The sequence below is a fragment of the Pseudomonas sp. FG86 genome (genome assembly GCF_057808775.1).
Genome location: NZ_JBMDIS010000063.1, coordinates 18133 through 37101 on the forward strand (window position 1 = coordinate 18133; position 18969 = coordinate 37101).

Consider the following 18969-nt stretch of genomic DNA (forward strand, 5'->3'; position numbering starts at 1 on the left):
GCCGGCCTCCACATTCGGTTTTCCGAACGCAATCCATCATCCGATTCGGTTTGCCGGATCGAACCGTTGCAAATTTGCCGTCACGCAAAGTTAATCTCGATATAAATCAACCAGTTAACCTTTTCCTCCCGGTCTGGCACGACTCATGCTCTACACTCTCTCACGATTGCCTTGGACGCCTCAGGAGCCGTCACGGGCATTCGCCGTACAAGAGAGCCGTCTAGCCGGCTTCATAAAAAAAACAAATGTCGAGGAAGTATTGATGCGCATCGTTCCCCATATTTTGGGCGCAGCTATCGCTGCTGCTCTGATCAGCACTCCAGTTTTCGCCGCCGAACTCACCGGCACACTGAAGAAAATCAACGACTCCGGCACCATCACCCTCGGGCACCGCGACAGCTCCATTCCGTTTTCCTACATTGCGGATGCTTCAGGCAAGCCAGTGGGCTACTCCCACGACATCCAGCTGGCCATCGTCGAAGCCCTGAAAAAAGACCTGAACAAACCCGACCTGCAGACCAAGTACAACCTGGTCACCTCGCAGACCCGTATCCCGCTGGTGCAGAACGGCACCGTGGACATCGAGTGCGGTTCCACCACCAACAACGCCGAACGCGCCCAGCAAGTCGCCTTCACCACCAACATCTTCGAAATCGGCACTCGCCTGCTGGTCAAGAAAGACAAGGAAGGCAAGCCTAGCTACGCCGACTTTGCCGACCTGAAAGGCAAGAACGTCGTGACCACCGCCGGCACCACGTCCGAGCGCATCATCAAGGCGATGAACGCCGACAAGCAGATGGGCATGAACGTCATCTCCGCCAAAGACCACGGCGAGTCCTTCCAGATGCTGGAAAGCGGCCGTGCCGTAGCGTTCATGATGGACGACGCCCTGCTGGCCGGTGAAGAGGCCAAGGCCAAGAAGCCGGATGACTGGGTCATTACCGGTACACCGCAGTCCTTTGAAGCCTATGCCTGCATGGTTCGCAAAGACGACCCAGCCTTCAAGAAAGCCGTGGATGACGCCATCGTCGGCCTGTACAAGTCCGGCGAAATCAACAAGATCTACGCCAAGTGGTTCGAAAGCCCGATCCCACCAAAAGGTCTGAACCTTAACTTCCCGATGAGCGAAAAGGTCAAGGAACTGATCAAGAACCCGACCGACAAGCCGGCGCCGGAAGTAAAGATCTAAATACTGACTAACCTTATCTCCTGAGGGAGCCAACGCTCCCTCAGGCGTCTGTTACTACCTGCTGGCTGTATTTTGGAACACTCGACCTGGCGGTTTTCGAGCCGATCGCGTGTGCCTGACGTTCGTCGTCAGGCGGGAAAGGATCTTCCCCAAGCGGGTGCTTGTACATCGATCGATCTCGAGGGGAGACCCTAATGAATTACAACTGGGACTGGGGCGTGTTCTTCAAGTCCACCGGCGTGGGCAGCGAGACTTATCTCGACTGGTACATCGCCGGCCTGGGCTGGACCATCGCCATCGCTGTCGTGGCATGGATTATCGCCTTGCTGCTGGGGTCCATTCTGGGCGTCATGCGCACCGTGCCAAACCGTCTCGTATCGGGCATTGCGACCTGCTACGTGGAACTGTTTCGTAACGTACCGCTGCTGGTGCAGCTGTTCATCTGGTACTTCCTGATACCCGACCTGCTGCCGCAGAACCTGCAGGACTGGTACAAGCAGGACCTCAACCCGACCACCTCGGCCTACCTGAGCGTTGTCGTGTGCCTGGGCCTGTTCACCGCCGCCCGTGTGTGTGAACAGGTGCGCACCGGCATCCAGGCGCTGCCACGTGGCCAAGAAGCGGCCGCACGCGCCATGGGCTTCAAGCTGCCGCAGATCTACTGGAACGTGCTGCTGCCCCAGGCCTACCGGATCATCATTCCGCCGCTTACCTCGGAATTCCTCAACGTGTTCAAGAACTCCTCCGTGGCGTCCTTGATCGGCCTGATGGAACTGCTGGCGCAAACCAAGCAGACCGCCGAGTTCTCGGCCAACCTGTTCGAGGCCTTCACCCTGGCCACGCTGATCTACTTCACCCTGAACATGAGCCTGATGCTGCTGATGCGCGTGGTCGAGAAGAAAGTCGCAGTGCCCGGCCTGATCTCCGTGGGGGGTAAATAATGGAATTCGATTTCAGCGGCATCATCCCCGCCATCCCGGGCCTGTGGAACGGCATGGTCATGACCTTGAAGCTGATGGTCATGGGCGTGGTCGGCGGCATCATCATCGGCACCGTCCTGGCCCTGATGCGCCTGTCGTCCAACAAGCTGTTGTCCCGCGTGGCCGGCGCCTATGTGAACTACTTCCGTTCGATCCCGCTGCTGCTGGTGATCACCTGGTTCTACCTGGCGGTACCGTTCGTACTGCGCTGGATCACCGGCCAGGACACGCCAATCGGGGCATTCACCTCCTGCGTCGTGGCGTTCATGATGTTCGAGGCGGCGTACTTCTGCGAGATCGTACGGGCCGGCGTGCAATCGATCCCCAAGGGCCAGATGGCCGCTGCACAAGCGATGGGCATGACCTACGGCCAGACCATGCGCCTGATCATCCTGCCCCAGGCGTTCCGCAAGATGACCCCGTTGCTGCTGCAACAGAGCATCATCCTGTTCCAGGACACCTCGCTGGTCTACACCGTGGGCCTGGTGGACTTCCTCAACTCCGCCCGCTCCAACGGCGACATCATTGGCCGCTCCAATGAGTTCCTGATCTTCGCCGGTGTCGTCTACTTCATCATCAGCTTTTCCGCCTCGCTGCTGGTCAAGCGTCTGCAAAAAAGGTTTGCCGTATGATCTCTATCAAGAATGTCAACAAGTGGTATGGCGACTTCCAGGTGCTGACCGATTGCAGCACCGAGGTCAAGAAAGGCGAAGTGATCGTGGTGTGCGGGCCGTCCGGTTCGGGCAAATCCACCCTGATCAAATGCGTCAACGCGCTGGAACCGTTCCAGAAGGGCGATGTGATCGTCGACGGCACGTCCATCGCCGATCCGAAGACCGACCTGCCGAAGTTGCGTTCGCGCGTGGGCATGGTGTTCCAGCACTTCGAGCTGTTCCCGCACCTGACCATCACCGAAAACCTGACCATTGCGCAGATCAAGGTGCTCGGCCGCAGCAAGGAAGAAGCCACCAAGAAAGGCCTGCAACTGCTTGATCGTGTTGGCCTGTCGGCCCACGCCCACAAGCACCCTGGCCAGCTTTCCGGTGGCCAGCAGCAACGTGTGGCGATTGCCCGCGCCCTGGCCATGGACCCGATCGTCATGCTGTTCGACGAACCGACCTCCGCCCTCGACCCGGAAATGGTCAACGAAGTGCTGGACGTGATGGTGCAACTGGCCCAGGAAGGCATGACCATGATGTGTGTGACCCACGAAATGGGCTTCGCCCGCAAAGTGGCCGACCGCGTGATCTTCATGGACGCCGGCAAGATCATCGAAGACTGCCCGAAAGAAGAATTCTTCGGCGACATCAGCGCCCGCTCCGAGCGTGCGCAGCACTTCCTTGAGAAAATCCTGCAGCACTAAAAACAGCAGCGCTACCTTCTGCGAGGGCGGGTGGGCTTGTGGTGGCGAGCGGGCTTGCCCCGCGTTGGGCCGCGGAGCGGCCCCAGTACTGAGGAATGCGGTGTGCCAGGCAATCCTCAGTAGCTGGTTTGGGGCCGCTTCGCGGCCCAACGCGGGGCAAGCCCGCTCGCCACCACAAGCCCACCCACCACAAGCCCGCTCGCCGCAATCAGTCCGCTCGCAGCAGGACAAACATCGTCACCATAACTGGTTGACCCAAGGCATCTGTGATGAAATGCGACCCCAACCTCTATCGCGCCGCGCCGCCATCACTTGCCGTGAAGCCCCGCCTGATTCGCCAACTATTCCTGCCGCCGTTGATCATCGCCCTGATGGTCGGCCTGGGTTACATCGGCTTCTGGATCAGTGAGTACTACGGTATCCGCACCCTCAGCGATACCGGCGAGCGCCAACTGGAGTTGCACGCCCGCACGGTCGAAAGTGAACTGAGCAAATACACCTACCTGCCCAGCCTCCTGGAACTGGAATCCAGTGTCTCCAAGCTGCTGGCCGACCCAAACCAGGAAACCCGCAAAACCGTCAACGACTACCTCGAAGGCCTGAACCGACGCAGCCGCAGCCGGGCCATCTACGTGATGGACACCACCGGCAGGGTGCTGGCCACCAGCAACTGGCGCGACGCCGACAGCTACCAGGGTGAAGACCTGTCCTTCCGGGCCTATTTCCAGAACGCGGTACGCGGCCAGCCAGGGCGTTTCTACGGCATCGGCAGCACCAACGGCGAACCCGGCTACTACCTGGCCCACGGCCTGGAAGAGCACGGCAAGATCATCGGCGTCGCCGTGGTCAAGGTGCGCCTCGAAGCCTTGGAAGAACGCTGGCAGCGCGCACGCCTCGAAGCATTTGTCAGCGATGAGAACGGCATCATCATCCTCTCCAGCGACCCGGCCCGCCGCCTCAAGGCCGTGCGACCGCTGAGTGACGAGACCAAGGAACGCCTGGCCCACAGCCTGCAATATTACTGGGCCACGCTCAACGAACTGGAACCCCTGGCCCGCGAGCGCCTCAACGAAGGCACCGAAAAACTGACCTTCCCGGCCAACAGCGAAGTGGTGGCGGACGAGCGGGAGGTCAGCTACCTCGCCCAGACTCGACCGCTGAGCGACACACCCTGGAATTTCACCCTGCTCACCCCGCTCAACGACCTGCGCCGCGCCGCAATCAACCAGGGCATCCTGGTGGCCGTCGCCTTTGGCCTGGTGGCATTCCTGTTGATTGCCTGGAACGAGCGGCGCAAAGTCATCGCCACCCGCCTCGCCGCTCGGGAGGCATTGCAGGAAGCCAACAGCCAGTTGGAACGTCGGATTGCCGAACGTACCGCCGACCTGCGCGCCAGCAACGAGCGGCTCAAGGGCCAGATTCGCGAACGGCGCCAGGCCGAAGAGACCCTGCGCCGCGCCCAGGATGAACTGGTGCAGGCCGGCAAGCTCGCCGCCATCGGCCAGATGTCCACCAGCATCGCCCACGAACTGAACCAACCCCTGGCCGCGCTGCGCACGTTGTCCGGCAACACGGTGCGCTTCCTCGAACGCGGGGCGCTGGATACCGCCAGCGCCAACCTCAAGACCATCAACGAACTGATCGACCGCATGGGCCGCATCACCGCCAGCCTGCGCTCCTTTGCCCGGCGGGGCGATGACCAGGGCGAAGCCAACCTGGGCAAGGCCGTGGACGCCGCGTTCCAGGTGCTCGGCGCACGCCTGGACAGCCTGCCGCTGACCCTGCACCGCGACTTCTCCCCTGCCCTTTTGCAGATCGACCAGACGCGCCTGGAACAGATCCTGGTCAACCTGATCGGCAATGCCCTCGATGCGATGCAGGCACAACCGGCCCCCGAACTGTGGCTCGAAGGCAGCAGCGCCGACGGTAAATATCGCCTGCTTGTGCGCGACAACGGCCACGGCATCGACCCCGAGGCACGCAAGCATCTGTTCGAACCGTTCTTCACCACCAAACCCGGCGAGCAAGGCCTCGGCCTGGGCCTGACCCTGTCCGCCAGCCTCGCGGCGGCCACGGGTGGCAACCTCGCCGTGGAACACCCAGCCAGTGGTGGTACGGCCTTTGTCCTCTGCCTGCCTTTGGCGGGCGCTCAAAAAACTGAGTCGACATGAACGTAGAAAAAAACACTGACCTGACCGTCCTGATCGTCGAAGACGACCCCCATGTGCTGCTCGGCTGCCAGCAAGCCTTCGCGCTGGAGGACATCCCCAGCGTCGGTGTGGCCAGTGCCGAAGAGGCGTTGAAGCACGTCGACGAAAACTTTGCCGGCATCGTCATCAGCGATATTCGCCTGCCGGGCATCGACGGCCTGGAACTGCTGACCCGCCTCAAGGCCCTGGATAAAAGCCTGCCGGTGGTGCTGATCACCGGGCATGGCGATATCTCCATGGCCGTCGGCGCCATGCGCAACGGCGCCTACGACTTCATGGAAAAGCCCTTCTCCCCCGAGCGCCTGGTCGATGTGGCCCGCCGCGCCCTGGAACAACGCGGGCTGGCGCGGGAAGTCTGGTCGCTGCGCCGCCAGTTGGCCGAGCGCGATTCCCTTGAAGGCCGCATCATCGGCCGTTCGCCGGCCATGCAGAACCTGCGCGAATTGATCGCCAACGTCGCCGACACCTCGGCCAACGTGCTGATCGAAGGCGAGACCGGCACCGGCAAGGAACTGGTCGCGCGCTGCCTGCATGATTTCAGCCGGCGCCACGATCACCCGTTCGTTGCGCTGAACTGTGGCGGCCTGCCGGAAAACCTGTTCGAAAGCGAAATCTTCGGCCACGAAGCCAACGCCTTTACCGGCGCCGGCAAACGTCGCATCGGCAAGATCGAACACGCCCACCAAGGCACGCTGTTTCTCGATGAAGTGGAAAGCATGCCGATCAACCTGCAGATCAAGTTGCTGCGCGTGTTGCAGGAGCGCACCCTGGAACGCCTGGGTTCGAACCAGAGCGTGGCCGTGGATTGCCGGGTGATCGCCGCCACCAAGTCCAACCTCGATGAACTGAGCCGCGCCAACCAGTTCCGCAGCGACCTGTACTACCGCCTCAACGTGGTCACCCTGGAACTGCCGCCCCTGCGCGAACGCCGCGAAGACATCCTGCAACTGTTCGAGCACTTCCTGCAGCAGTCATCACTGCGCTTTGACCGCAGCGTGCCGGACCTCGACAACCAGACCCTGTCCAGCCTGATGAGCCACGACTGGCCCGGTAACGTGCGCGAACTGCGCAACGTCGCCGAACGCTTCGCCCTCGGCCTGCCCGCCTTCAAGAAAAGCGGCGCCAGCAGCGGCGGCCAGGGCCTGGCCTTTACCGAGGCCGTGGAAGCCTTCGAGCGCAACCTGCTCAACGACGCCCTGCAACGCAGCGGCGGCAACCTGACCCAGGCCAGCCAGGAACTGGGGATGGCCAAGACCACGCTGTTCGACAAAGTCAAGAAATACGGGTTGAGCCACTGATGGATCTTGTATTGAAGGCCGCACTGGGCGCGGCAGTGGTGCTGATCCTGGCGGCGCTGGCCAAGACCAGAAACTACTACATCGCCGGGCTGGTGCCGCTGTTTCCGACCTTCGCGCTGATCGCCCATTACATCGTCGGCAAGGGCCGCTCGGTGGACGATTTGAAGACCACGATCCTGTTTGGGATGTGGTCGATCATTCCGTATTTTGTGTACCTGGCGACGTTGTACGTGATGGTGGATCGGATGCGGCTGGAGGCCTCTTTAGCCGTAGCAGCGGTAGCGTGGCTGATGGCCGCGACGGTGTTAGTGAGCGTGTGGGTACGCGTCCACGCCTGACACCACTCAATCCAAATGTGGGAGGGGGTTTGCTCCCTCCCACAGTTTTATCCCGGTTGTGTCAGCGGACTATCTTGTCGATCTGGATCCCGAGTTTCTTCAACCGATACCAGAAGCTGCGCTCGGAAATCCCGATCTTCGCCGCCGCCGCAGCCTGCACGCCATGGCACTCGTGCAACGCCGCAAGAATGTAGGCTTTCTCGACCTCGGCCAGCGCCGCATCCAGGTCCTGGGGAATGCCCGGCCCGTCGCTGAGGATCGCCGTCACACCGCCCTCGCTTGGCTTGGACGCAAACAGGTAACCCGGCAGGTCGATATCCTCGATCACCGGCTTTGCGGCCACGATAGTCGCCCGCTCAACGCAGTTCTGCAGCTCACGGATATTGCCCGGCCAGTGATACGCCGCCATGGCCTGCAATGCTTCGGCGCTGAAGCCGGTGATGCGTTTGCCGGCGGTGGCGCTGAGGGTCTGGGCGAAATGCCGGGCCAGGGGAGCGATATCTTCTACACGTTCACGCAGGGCCGGCAGCGGGATCGGAAACACATTGAGACGGTAATACAGGTCTTCGCGAAACTCTTTGTTGGCCACCGCCTCCAGCAGGTTCTTGTTGGTGGCCGCGATCACACGCACGTCCACCTTGCGCTCGCGGGGGTCGCCCACCGGTTCGATCACCCGCTCCTGCAAGGCACGCAGGATCTTGGCTTGCAACGCCAGGGGCATATCGCCCACTTCGTCGAGAAACAGCGTGCCCTTGTCGGCCTGCATAAAGCGCCCTACCCGATCAGACACGGCGCCGGTAAACGCGCCCTTGCGATGACCGAACATTTCGCTTTCCAGCAGCCCTTCGGGGATCGCCGCGCAATTGACCGCCACGAAAGGCTTGTCTGCACGGCTGCCGTGCTTGTGGATGGCGCGGGCGACCATCTCCTTGCCGGTGCCGCTTTCGCCGGTCAGCAGGATGGTTGCGGTACTGTCACGCACCGAATCCACGGCGTGCAGTACCTTGCGAAACGCCGGGCTATCGCCCACCAGGCTGTCGAACTGCGCGTGTTCATCCAGCTCGGCACGCATGCGCGCGTTGTCGCGCATGATGTCGCGAAATTGCAGGGCCTTGGCCACGGTGATGTCCAGCTCGTCGATATCGAACGGCTTGGCGATGTAGTCGTAGGCGCCGTTGCGCATCGACTGCACGGCATTTTTTACCGTGCTGTAGGCGGTCATCACGATCACCGGTACCTGGGGAAATCGCACCTTGATTTCGGCCAGCAGCGCCGGCCCGTCCATGCCCGGCATGCGCCAGTCACTGATCACCAGGTCGATGTCTTCCTGCTCCAGCACTTTGAGCGCATGCAGGCCGTTGCCCGCGGTGAACACCTGGATGCCGTTCTGGCCCAGGGCGGAGGACAGCAAGTCACAGAGCTTGGGCTCGTCGTCGACCACCAATACGTTATGCGTCATGACTTTCCTCATCATCAGCGTCGTCTTCACCATGAGCCGGAATGTACAGGCTGAAGGTGGCGCCCGCATCGTTCTCACTGACACATTCGATGCTGCCGTCATGACTTTCCATGATCGAATAGACTTTAGCCAGGCCCAGGCCGGTGCCGGATGCCTTGGTGGTGACGAATGGCGTGAAGATGCGCTCGATCATATCCGCCGCAATGCCCTGCCCGGTGTCGGCGATGCTGATGACGGTGTTGTCGTTGACCGTGCGAATGCCCAGGGTCAGGCGCCCGCCTTCGGGCATTGCATCGATGGCGTTGAGGATCAGGTTCAGGCACGCCTGCTTGAGCTGCTTGGCGTCGGCATAGATCGTCGCGCCGGGGGCCTGGTCGTCGATCTGCGCCTGGATGTTGTGGGTCGCCAGCTCCGGGCCGCAGAAGCCGAGGATTTCTTCGACCAATGGGCGCGCCGCCTGCAACACGCGCAAGGGCGGATTGGGTTTGGCGAAGTCGAGGAATTCGGTGATCAGGTCGTTGATCCGGCTGACCTCGCTGATCACGTATTCCAAATGGCGCCTGTCGCTTTCCGGCAGGTCGGAGCGACGATGCAGCAACTGGGTGGCGGTCTTGATGATGCCCAGCGGGTTGCGGATTTCATGGGCCAGGCCCATGGCGACCTCGCCCAGGGCATGCAGGCGGTCACGCCGACGCAGCTGGGCCTCGAGGTGATGCAGCTCGCCCAGGCGCTCGGTCATATGGTTGAAGGTGCTGCTCAATTGCGCCAGCTCATCGCCACCGCTGACCACCACCCGGTGTGTGTAGTTGCCCGAAATCACTGCGCTTACGCCCTGGGACAGGTCACGCAACGGCTGGGTCAGGCGCCGCGACACCAGCACCCCCGCCGCCAGGGACAACGCCGAACTGAGCAGGAAAATCAGCACAAACAGATTGCTCTGGTTCACCAGCCCCACCAGGCTGGTATGCCGCAGCAGGCCACTGAAGATCACCCCTTGCAGCTCGCCATTGTCATTGAATATCGGCCAGTACAACCCGCTGTAGTTATTGGTGAACTGCTCGCTGGGCTGGCGGGTGCTGCGCAATGCGGCCTCGACACTCTTCGGAATGCGCGAGGGGTGATCCTGAAAGCGCTGGGTCGAGAAGATTTCCGTAAAGCCGCCCGGATTGGCCAGGTACAAACGCAGGTCGAGGGAATGCACGTCGGCCACGCTGGTCAGGAAGCTGCTGTCCAGGTAGGTCGCCACCAGCAACACATAGTCGACATCGTCCCGGGTGGTCTCGAAGGTCGAGACCACGATACCGGTACTCACCCCCGCCACTTGCACGGTCTGCAACACCGCGTTGCTGGTCAGGCTGATCTGCTTGACGATGTCGTCGGAGGCGGTGCTGAACACCAGCTTGTGGTCGCTGGTGCGAATCAGCGCCACCACGTCGATATCCGTCGCCTGGGCGATATCGGCGGTCAGCCGGTCGTGCTTGGCTGCCTGCCGGCTGGAGGGCGGGCTGGTGTAGCGCAGGAACAATTTAGCCATGCGCGCGTTGTCATGCAGGATGTCACCGATCTCGTCCTTGACGATCTTGGTCGACTCCTGCAGCCAGATGCGCACGTTGCTGTCGAAAATCTGCGACAACGTGGTAGCGGCCAGCTCAGCCGCGATCATGGTCGGGATGACGCTGACCAACCAGAACGCCAGCACCAGCTTGCGCTGGACGCTCCAGCGCGAAATGGCAAAGGGACGGGCTTTCTGGCGGGTCTTGGTGATCATCAGGTTTCGCTTATCGCAGCAGCCATGGCAGGGTCGGAACGATCCGGTCGGATAAAAATCTTCACTACTTTGAGCAGGGTGTTCACCAGCCGATTGCGGTGGCGGAAGAACAGGCTGTTGCCTTCGAACTCGCACCCCAGGCGCAGCTTACTGGCATACCCGGCCTGGCCGCACTCATACACTGCAATATTGTGCTGGATACAGTAATCGACATTGGTCAGCCAGCTGCGGAAGTACAGGTTGTAGTCACGGGTGTACTCGACGTCGTGCCCGAAGAACTTATCGACCAACCGATGCTGGTCTACCAGGATCAGGTTGAACGCCACCAACTGCGCGTCCACCCAGTAAAGTACACAGACCGCACGCTCTCCAAGGCGTTCGAGCACGCCGGTGAAGTAGCCGGCGGGCAGGCGCTCGAACTGCAGGTCGGCGCGGGTCAGCGTGGCCTCGTACAGGCGCATGACCTCGGGCAGCACGTCGTCGATATTGCGTCGCCACTCGACACGTGGGCCCGGTGCGCGCAGTTTGCGGCGCAGGTCCTTGCGCGTGGACTTGCCCAGCGACCCCAGGTAGGCGTCCACCGAGCCATAGGGCAGCGGCAATACCCCGGTGGGCAGGCTCGGCATGCTCTGGAAACCAGCCGCCCGGCAGCTGTCGGCCCAGTGCGGATCATTGGCCGGCGCATCCTTGACCGCCACCAGGCCGATACCGAACGCATCGGCATCCTGGCGGGCGGCCTGGAGCAAATGCTGGAGCAACAGCGGGCGTCGCCCCTGCGGCACGTCACTGGCAAACCCGGCGTCGCAACGCTCGGCCACCGGCGAGCCAATGGCATACAGGCCCAATTGCAAAACACCCGGCCACAGTCGCTCCAGGCGCTCGGTCAAGCGCTTGCCGGCGCCCGACACCGTGGTGTCGAGCCGATAATGGGTGATGAACGCGGCGGCCACAGCCACCAGCGTGCCGTTTTCAAAAACCGCCAGGTAACGCCATTGAAAATCGGCGATGGCCGCGTGTTCCACCGCGACGTAATAGTCCCAGTCCTCCAGCGCACCGGGAAAGCAGTCGTTCCAGGCACTGCGCGGGATTGCCCGGACGGTCGGGAAAGCTTGGGTGGTGATCACATCATTTCCCTTGTTATGGCCTGTGCCAAGCGGACGCGTTGTGGCTATGGTGATCAGGCTTGTTGTGGCGAGCGGGCCTGTTGTGGTGAGCGAGCTTGTTGTGGTTAGCCGGTTTGTTGTGGCGAGCGGGCTTGCCCCGCGTTGGGTGGCGAAGCCACCCCAAACCCAGGCACCTCGCCCCTAACTGGAAACCTGCATTGCTTGTGAGGGGGCTGCTTTGCAGCCCGACGCGGGGCAAGCCCGCTCGCCACAACAAGCTCGCTCGCCACAACGAACCGGCTAACCACAACAAACCGGCTAGCCACAACAACCCCGTTAGCCACAAGCAGCCAGCTCACCACAACCCGCCAGCTCGCTGGAGAGTGCGGAGTGTCGCTCGACAAACTCCGTACTCAACTCGATCACGCGGCGGTATTGCAGGTCGACGGTGATCATGTGGTAGCAGTTGTCCAGCAGGATCTTGGTCACCGGCCCGCCGAGGTGGCGTTCCACGTAGTCAGCGTTCCAGCGGCTGGTGATGTCGTCCTCGATGGAATGCAACACCAGCGCCGGCACCTTGACCTCGGGCATGCGCTTCTTGACCACGGCGTTCATACGGTGCAACTCGCGCACCGTGATGCCTTCCATGGTCAACAAACCGGCTTCGCTGCTCTCCCCTTCCTTCATCTGCCGCTCGACAATCGCCCGCAGGCGCTCGTTCTTGATGCCATACGGCGGCTTCTCTTCGAAGCGGCAGATATGCACGCCGAACGGAATCTTCATCAGCAACGGCGTGAGGAACGCCAGCTTGTTGATGCTCCAGCCGTCGTACTTCAACGTCGTGGAATACATCAGCAACCCAGCGACTTGCCCTGGGTGTTCGGCGGCGACGTACATCGACATCACCGCCCCCATGGACAAGCCACCGACAAACACCTGTTCATGGCGCTGCTTGACCTGGGCGAAGGTCTTGCGCACACCTTCGTACCAGTCCAGCCAGCCGGTAGCCTGCAGGTCGCTGTTGTCACCGCAGTGCCCGGCCAGGGTGGGCACGTACACCGTGCAATTGCCCACCTTGGCCAGGCCCTTGGCGACCTGGCGCAGTTCCGTCGGAGTGCCGGTCAGGCCGTGGATCAACAGGATCCCGACCGGACCTTCACCGAGAACGAAGCCGGCATCACCTTCACCGAGGTCGATCTCTGCCGGTTTCACCGTTTGGTCGCCCGCACCAGCAGTTGCTCGAGCAGCTTCAGGCCCAGCTCGATTTCCGGGTAGCTGATTTCCAGGGACGGTGCCAGGGTGATCACGTTCTTGTAGTAGCCGCCCACATCGAGGATCAGGCCCAGCTTGCGGCCGTCTACCACCATGTCGCCTTTCATGCCTTCCTCGACCATGTAGTCCAGGGTCGCCTTGTCTGGCGTGAAGCCATCCGGGCCGCAGATTTCGCAGCGCAGGGCCAGGCCCAGGCCGTCGACGTCGCCGATGATCGGGAAACGTTTCTGCAAGTCCTGCAGGCCTTCCAGGAAGTATTTGCCCTTGGCCATGACCATCGCGCCGTAGTCGACTTCGTTGGTCATCTTGAACATTTCCAGGCCCACCGCCGTGCCCAATGGGTTGGAGGCGAAGGTGGAGTGGGTCGAACCTGGCGGGAAGACCTTCGGGTTGATCAACTCTTCACGGGCCCAGATACCGCCCAGCGGGTTGAGGCCGTTGGTCAGCGCCTTGCCGAACACGATGATGTCTGGCTTGACGTCGAAGTGCTCGATCGACCACAGCTTGCCGGTGCGATAGAAGCCCATCTGGATTTCATCGGACACCATCAGGATGCCGTGCTGGTCGAGAACCTTCTTCAGCTCGCTGTAGAAGTTCATCGGCGGGATCACATAACCGCCGGTGCCCTGGATCGGCTCGACGTAGAACGCGGCGTATTCACTCTGGCCGACTTTCGGGTCCCACACGCCGTTGTATTCGGTCTCAAACAGGCGGGCGAATTGCTGCACGCAGTGGCTGCCGTATTCTTCCTTGGTCATGCCTTTAGGGCCGCGGAAGTGGTACGGGAACGGGATGAACTGCGCACGCTCGCCGAAGTGGCCGTAGCGACGACGGTAGCGGTAGCTGGAAGTGATCGACGAAGCACCGAGGGTGCGCCCGTGGTAGCCGCCTTCGAAGGCGAACATCAGGCTCTTGCCGTTGGTGGCGTTACGTACGACCTTCAGGGAGTCTTCGATCGACTGCGAACCGCCGACGTTGAAGTGGACGCGACCGTCGAGGCCGAATTTCTTCTTGGCATCGACCGCGATCATTTCCGACAGCTCGATCTTGCCTTTGTGCAGGTACTGGCTGGCGATTTGCGGCAGGGTGTCGATCTGCTGTTTCAGCGCATTGTTCAGGCGCGGGTTGGCATAGCCGAAGTTGACGGCCGAGTACCACATTTGCAGGTCGAGGTAGGCCTGGTCTTCGGTGTCCCACACGTAGGAGCCTTCGCAGCGGCTGAAAATGCGCGGCGGCTCGATGTAGTGGACAGTGTCGCCGTACGAGCAGTACTTGGCTTCTTTATCCAGAAGCACCTGGTCTTCGGCGGTAGCGATACGGATATCAGACATGGTGGAAGAGTTCCTGATTTTCAATAGAGAGGTCAGTCGCAGCAAAGGTGGTGGCGTTGGCGGCAATGCCCTGGGGCAGCCTGGCCAGCAATGCGGTCACTTCGGCGAAGGTGTCGAAGCGCGCGTGGGGAATGTTGTTGGCTTCGCAGTACTGGGCGAGGCTGCCTTTGGCGAAGACGAAATCGGCGGTGGACGCGACGCACATGTCGGACTTGCCATCGCCGATCACCAGCACGCGCTTGTTGCGCGGCGTGGACTTACACTTGCAGTTGCCCGACGCGGCGCGGCACGCATCGCTGGAATACGGGAAGTCGATGCGCCAGCTGTCCTGGTCGACCTGGCGCAGGCGGTTGGCGAGGATCGGCAGCAGGGTCACGTAGTTGCGCGACAGAATCCGCGCGATACCCTGCTCGATGCCGTCGCTGACCACTTCGACGGAGGCCCCGAGACCGATGACGTGATCAACGAAATCCGGGAAGTCCGGGTCGATCTCGACGCTGTCGAAATACGCCAGCAGTTCGCTGGGGGTGGCCTTGATCAGCGCCAGTTGGCGGCTCAGGCATTCGCGTGAACCGATATGCCCATCCAACCATTCCTGCTCGATGGTTTCCCATTCGGGACCCGCGAAGCGTTGGAGGACGTTGTCGATGACATCGGTGGGGGTAATGGTCCCGTCGAAGTCACACACGATATGCCAGTGGATCATCTGCCTGTCCTTGAGTTGGAGGGCTTGAAGAAGAGCGCGCTGTGTGCGCTTGCTGAAGGGGTAGAGCAGGGACTGTGCCAACTGGCCCTGGCCCAGCAGGGCTGGGGGTTTGCCTGATAATTCGGGCGATATGTGTCGCAGGAGCTACAATTTTTGTAGCTTGCTACAAACAAGATGAGTGCTTGCGCCAGGCATCCCCTTCGCGCGTTCATGCGCGCATGTCCAGATAAGGAAACGCTCCATGTTCAAGGTTACTTCTGCTGTATTCGCCGGTTTATTGGGACTCTGGGGCTTTTCCAGCGCAGCCCTGGCAGAAGGCATCACCGGCGAAGTCGGCGCAGGTATCGCTTATCAACCCCATGACCCGACCGGCAGTCGCTACGAAACGCGGCCCATCCCCTACGTGGACCTCGACTGGGGCAGCGTCAGCCTGGGCACCGACGACGGCCTGACCTGGAGCGCCCTCAATACCAACGGTTTTACCGCCGGCCCCTACGTCAATTACCTGCAGGGGCGTACGGCCAATGGCTCACTGCGCGGCCTGCGCAATGTCTCGGACATGGCTGAAATCGGTGGATTTGTTCAATACGCCCCGGTCGATTTCTGGCGTGTGTACGCCCAGGTGGGCCAGGCCGTTGGCGGCGGGCATGATCAAAGTGGCGTGCTGGGTAAGCTCGGCGGTGAGTTGGGCTACCCACTGGGCGGCGGGATTATTGGCAGCACCGGCCTGATGGCGCACTTTGCCGACGCCCGCCAGACCCAGACCTATTTCGGCGTGGACGCCAACGAATCCGCGGCCTCCGGCATTCGCGCCTACAACGCCAGCGCGGGCTTCCAGAACATGACGCTGACCCAGAGTTTTGAATTCCCCCTGGCGTCCCACTGGTCGCTGCTGACCAGCGCCAGCTGGGTGCACCTGGTGGGCTCGGCGGCCAATAGCACTATCGTCAAGGCGACCGGGGACGTGAACCAGGGCCAGGTACAGACAGCCATCAGCTACAAGTTCGACTAATAAGCACACACCTTCTTACAAACTGGTCTGAGCCTTGCAATGACGCCCCGGAATTCATTTCTTCAGGACGCTATTCATGGCTCGCCCCGCTTACCGCCTGCTGCACCACTCGCTCTGGGACCTGGTCCCCATCACGATGGGCCTGGCCCATTTCGTTTTTGTCATCTGGCTGGTGACCGCCTTTCATAGCCTGAGCGGGTGGGCCTTGTTGCCCCTGGCGCTGCTCTACGCGGTGAGCCTGTCGTGGAGCATCAACAGCATCTCGCACAACCAGATCCACAACGCCTACTTCAGCCATCGCGCGATGAACCGCGCCTTCGACCTGTTGCTGTCGGTGACCATCGGCTTTTCCCAGACGCTCTACCGCGATATCCACAACCGCCATCATCGCGGTAACGCCGATCTGCCGGGGCCGGATGGGCACACCATCGACCCCCTGTCGATCTACCAGCGCGGCAAGGATGGGCAGCCGGAGAATCCCTGGGCCTATACCTTCCTCAGTTTCTTCCGTGACGACCCCAAGCCGTTCTACGACGAAATGAAGCGCAAGCGCCCGGCGGATGCGCGTTGGGTCAAGGTCGAAATCGGCGTGACAGTGGCGTTCTACATCGCCCTGGCGTTCTACAACTGGCAGGCGGTGTTGTGGTTATTGCCGTTCTGGTACCTCGGCCAGTGCCTGTCATCGCTCAATGGCTACTATGAGCACTTCGGCGGCAACCCGGACCTGCCGATCGCTTGGGGCGTGAGTTCCTATAGCCGGTTGTACAACCTGATCTGGATGAACAACGGCTACCACGCCGAACACCACTACCGGCCCAAGATGCACTGGACCAAGATGAAGGCGTTTCACCGGGAAATTGCCGAGCAACAGCGTGCGGCGGGGGTCAAGTCGATTCCAGTGTCACACGGCCTGGGCTTTTTGGTTGCACACCGCAAACCCTGACCTCCCTCCCGTAGCAACTGTGTGACCCAGCTGCTACGGGAAGGGCGATTTCAGTTTTCTTCGCCCTCGGCCAGCAGGGCGATCCCGCCGATAATCACCGCAACCCCCACCCAATGCAGCAGGCTGATGTGTTCCCCCAGCCCCAGCCACGAACCGAGCAGCACCACCACAAACACCAACGAACTCAGGGGGAACGCCAGGGACAGGCTGCTGCGCCGCAGAATCAGCATCCACACGAAAAACGCCCCGATGTAACTGGCGATCGCCGCCAGAATCCCTGGGTTGCGCGCCACCTCGGACAACCACTGCCAGTTGAAATCCATCTGGCCCAGTTGGTTGCCAGCCACCTTGGTAAACAACTGCCCGGCGCTTTCGGTACAAATCAGCAAGGCCCACAGCACCACGGTGCCGAGGCGCCCGTGCAACCAGCCACTTGGGCGCGCTACCACAACATCCTGCGTATTCATGCCTGACTCCCAATCGCCACCAACATCACCCCCAGGGTAATCACCAGGGTTCCCAGCCAACGGCGCCGGCTGACGGTTTCCTTGAGCACCAGCTTGCCTGCCAGCACCACCCCGCAATAAGCCAGCGCCGCCGCCGGGAACAACAGGCTCAACGGCGCACGGGACAAGGCTTCCAGCCAGACGAAGAACTCGATGGCATAGGCGCCGATCCCGGCCCACAGCAACGGCGCATTGAACACCTGGCCCCAGAAGGCATTCAGGCGAAACTCACCCTCCAGCGCTGGCAGGCGGTCCAGGCCAATCTTGAAACACAGTTGGCCGATCACATCGAGCACGATGGAAAAGGCCACCAGCAACACCACAGTCAGGGTCACGGGAACAGCTCCTCAAACAGGTTGATCAGGGCTTCATTGGTGGTGGCGTTGCGCTGCAAATCCTCTGTGCTCCAACGCTCCGGCGGCGGCTGGTCGGACTTGGCCTCCCAACGCTTGAACGCGTTACTGAACGCTGGCGTGGCGAACTCGCCGCACACGTCGATACCGATGATCCGCTTGCGCGCCGCCAGGGCCCGCAGCGCCTGGAGCAGGTGGGTCAGGCGCATGCCGCCCTGGTCCCAGTTGGTGGCTGCGTCTTCACTGGCCAGCACATCTTTGTCGATGGTGATCCAGATCGCCTCGGTGGGCAGACTGGTGATCATCTGGTCCAGAAAGGCCGCCCAGTCGAGCTCCGCCAGGTTGCGCCAGTGCAGGTAGTTTTCCTGCTGCTGGTGGCCAGCACCATCGCCCACCCGGCCCCAGACCTTCGATGGCGGGTGCTGCCACGGAAACAGCTGCAATTTCCCGCGCTTGAGGGCGCCAAGGTTGCCACCGCGCAGTTGCGGGTTATGCAGGTCGTCGCTGCACGGGCCGAGAGTCACGATACGTTGGATCGCCGGCATTTTCAGCGCACGGTTGACCCACGAACCACAGTGCCGCTTGGGTGCCAGGCGCACCCAGTCGGGGTGGTTGTCGAAGTGGATCAGGCTGACAGGTTCTTTCAAATCCGCGAGGAATGCCGGCGTGAGGTGGTGATAATCGCCGGAGCCGACAAATAGAATTTCCGGCCGTGCATTGGTGGGCCGCGGCCGGTGGGCCAGGCGTTCGGCGAAGCGCTTCCAGGTTTTTTCGGTGGACCACAGGCGTAATTTAGGGCCCAGGTCCAGCAAGTCGATACGGTTGGCGCGGCCACTGGCCAAACGTTGGGCAATCGGCGCCTGACCGGTGAGGCTGTGGTCGAGGTCAAGAATATTCAAGGTAGTGTTTCACCCCTAATGGCAGCGCCCAACCGGATACCGGCTGGGCTTTAGGGGGTCAATGCAAGGGGCGGGCCAGCGGGTGAACGAGCGAAGGCTTGAAGCCTGCGCAGAATTGATGTGGGAGGGGGTGCCCCGATGGCGGCCTCATCGGGGCATAAGTATCTACACAACTTTTTCCAGCGGTCTGTGGCGAGGGAGCTTGGTCCCGTGGCGGCCTTCGGGCCGACCGCTTTTTT

At 61.5% G+C, this 18969-nt stretch carries 19 protein-coding genes; 10 read left to right on the plus strand and 9 right to left on the minus strand.

The annotated features are described in order from the left end of the window. Positions 1–262: 262 nt before the first annotated feature. The 7 genes from ACODSV_RS27235 (at position 263) to ACODSV_RS27265 (ending at position 7378) form a co-directional block, all read left to right on the plus strand. Positions 263–1189, plus strand: a complete 927-nt coding sequence (locus tag ACODSV_RS27235; protein WP_024073703.1) for a glutamate/aspartate ABC transporter substrate-binding protein — start codon at positions 263–265, stop codon at positions 1187–1189. 194 nt (positions 1190–1383) lie between these two features. Continuing rightward, entirely contained in the window at positions 1384–2130 is a 747-nt protein-coding gene (locus tag ACODSV_RS27240; protein ID WP_024073702.1) for an amino acid ABC transporter permease, read from the plus strand. Further along, a complete protein-coding gene (locus ACODSV_RS27245) occupies positions 2130–2801 on the plus strand; it encodes an amino acid ABC transporter permease (RefSeq protein ID WP_024073701.1) in 672 nt (223 codons plus the stop codon). Before ACODSV_RS27240 ends, ACODSV_RS27245 begins: the two co-directional genes overlap by 1 nt. Beyond that, the gene (locus ACODSV_RS27250; protein WP_024073700.1) at positions 2798–3532 is read left to right on the plus strand and encodes an amino acid ABC transporter ATP-binding protein; all 735 of its coding nucleotides are present in this window, start codon (positions 2798–2800) and stop codon (positions 3530–3532) included. Before ACODSV_RS27245 ends, ACODSV_RS27250 begins: the two co-directional genes overlap by 4 nt. A 269-nt stretch (positions 3533–3801) precedes the next feature. Then, positions 3802–5703, plus strand: coding sequence for a two-component sensor histidine kinase AauS (gene aauS, locus ACODSV_RS27255; RefSeq protein WP_041160851.1), 1902 nt, complete (start codon positions 3802–3804; stop codon positions 5701–5703). Continuing rightward, a complete protein-coding gene (gene aauR, locus ACODSV_RS27260; RefSeq protein WP_024073698.1) occupies positions 5700–7040 on the plus strand; it encodes a two-component response regulator AauR in 1341 nt (446 codons plus the stop codon). The genes aauS and aauR overlap by 4 nt, the downstream gene beginning before the upstream one ends. Further along, the gene (locus ACODSV_RS27265) at positions 7040–7378 is read left to right on the plus strand and encodes a GlpM family protein (protein ID WP_024073697.1); all 339 of its coding nucleotides are present in this window, start codon (positions 7040–7042) and stop codon (positions 7376–7378) included. Before aauR ends, ACODSV_RS27265 begins: the two co-directional genes overlap by 1 nt. 61 nt (positions 7379–7439) lie before the next feature. On the opposite strand, the gene ACODSV_RS27270 is transcribed toward ACODSV_RS27265, so the two are convergent. From ACODSV_RS27270 to ACODSV_RS27295, 6 genes are all read right to left on the minus strand, one after another. Continuing rightward, positions 7440–8837 (minus strand): sigma-54-dependent transcriptional regulator, encoded by a 1398-nt coding sequence (locus ACODSV_RS27270; protein ID WP_024073696.1) that lies wholly within the window; start codon positions 8835–8837, stop codon positions 7440–7442. Beyond that, positions 8827–10605 (minus strand): sensor histidine kinase, encoded by a 1779-nt coding sequence (locus ACODSV_RS27275; RefSeq protein ID WP_069075349.1) that lies wholly within the window; start codon positions 10603–10605, stop codon positions 8827–8829. The genes ACODSV_RS27270 and ACODSV_RS27275 overlap by 11 nt, the downstream gene beginning before the upstream one ends. Then, positions 10605–11729 carry a GNAT family N-acetyltransferase gene (locus tag ACODSV_RS27280; protein WP_024073694.1) on the minus strand — a complete coding sequence of 375 codons (1125 nt, stop codon included), beginning with the start codon at positions 11727–11729 and terminating at the stop codon, positions 10605–10607. Before ACODSV_RS27280 ends, ACODSV_RS27275 begins: the two co-directional genes overlap by 1 nt. Before the next feature lie 315 nt (positions 11730–12044). Next, complete coding sequence (locus ACODSV_RS27285) at positions 12045–12920, minus strand: alpha/beta hydrolase (protein ID WP_150055639.1); 876 nt, start codon at positions 12918–12920, stop codon at positions 12045–12047. Beyond that, on the minus strand, positions 12917–14311 hold the full coding sequence (locus tag ACODSV_RS27290) for an aspartate aminotransferase family protein (protein ID WP_024073692.1): 1395 nt from the start codon (positions 14309–14311) through the stop codon (positions 12917–12919). Before ACODSV_RS27290 ends, ACODSV_RS27285 begins: the two co-directional genes overlap by 4 nt. Next, positions 14304–15017: an MtnX-like HAD-IB family phosphatase gene (locus ACODSV_RS27295; RefSeq protein ID WP_024073691.1), complete on the minus strand. Its 714-nt coding sequence runs from the start codon at positions 15015–15017 to the stop codon at positions 14304–14306. Before ACODSV_RS27295 ends, ACODSV_RS27290 begins: the two co-directional genes overlap by 8 nt. Between ACODSV_RS27295 and ACODSV_RS27300 the strand changes: the two genes are divergently transcribed. The 3 genes from ACODSV_RS27300 to ACODSV_RS27310 all read left to right on the plus strand — a co-directional run bounded on the left by ACODSV_RS27300 (position 15009) and on the right by ACODSV_RS27310 (position 16972). Further along, positions 15009–15134 (plus strand): hypothetical protein, encoded by a 126-nt coding sequence (locus ACODSV_RS27300; RefSeq protein WP_263398875.1) that lies wholly within the window; start codon positions 15009–15011, stop codon positions 15132–15134. The two genes, ACODSV_RS27295 and ACODSV_RS27300, sit on opposite strands and share 9 nt — an antisense overlap. A 124-nt stretch (positions 15135–15258) precedes the next feature. Beyond that, positions 15259–16029 (plus strand): MipA/OmpV family protein, encoded by a 771-nt coding sequence (locus tag ACODSV_RS27305; RefSeq protein WP_150055641.1) that lies wholly within the window; start codon positions 15259–15261, stop codon positions 16027–16029. Between the two features lie 76 nt (positions 16030–16105). Continuing rightward, the gene (locus tag ACODSV_RS27310) at positions 16106–16972 is read left to right on the plus strand and encodes a fatty acid desaturase family protein (RefSeq protein ID WP_024073688.1); all 867 of its coding nucleotides are present in this window, start codon (positions 16106–16108) and stop codon (positions 16970–16972) included. 50 nt (positions 16973–17022) lie between these two features. Here the strand turns inward: ACODSV_RS27310 and ACODSV_RS27315 are convergent, their stop codons facing one another. From ACODSV_RS27315 to ACODSV_RS27325, 3 genes are read right to left on the minus strand one after another with little or no spacing between them, the layout of a single operon-like run. Beyond that, positions 17023–17439 carry a DMT family transporter gene (locus ACODSV_RS27315; RefSeq protein WP_069075347.1) on the minus strand — a complete coding sequence of 139 codons (417 nt, stop codon included), beginning with the start codon at positions 17437–17439 and terminating at the stop codon, positions 17023–17025. Continuing rightward, positions 17436–17813, minus strand: a complete 378-nt coding sequence (locus ACODSV_RS27320) for a DMT family transporter (protein WP_024073686.1) — start codon at positions 17811–17813, stop codon at positions 17436–17438. Before ACODSV_RS27320 ends, ACODSV_RS27315 begins: the two co-directional genes overlap by 4 nt. Then, the gene (locus ACODSV_RS27325; protein WP_150055642.1) at positions 17810–18730 is read right to left on the minus strand and encodes an arginase family protein; all 921 of its coding nucleotides are present in this window, start codon (positions 18728–18730) and stop codon (positions 17810–17812) included. Before ACODSV_RS27325 ends, ACODSV_RS27320 begins: the two co-directional genes overlap by 4 nt. Between the last annotated feature and the right edge of the window lie 239 nt (positions 18731–18969).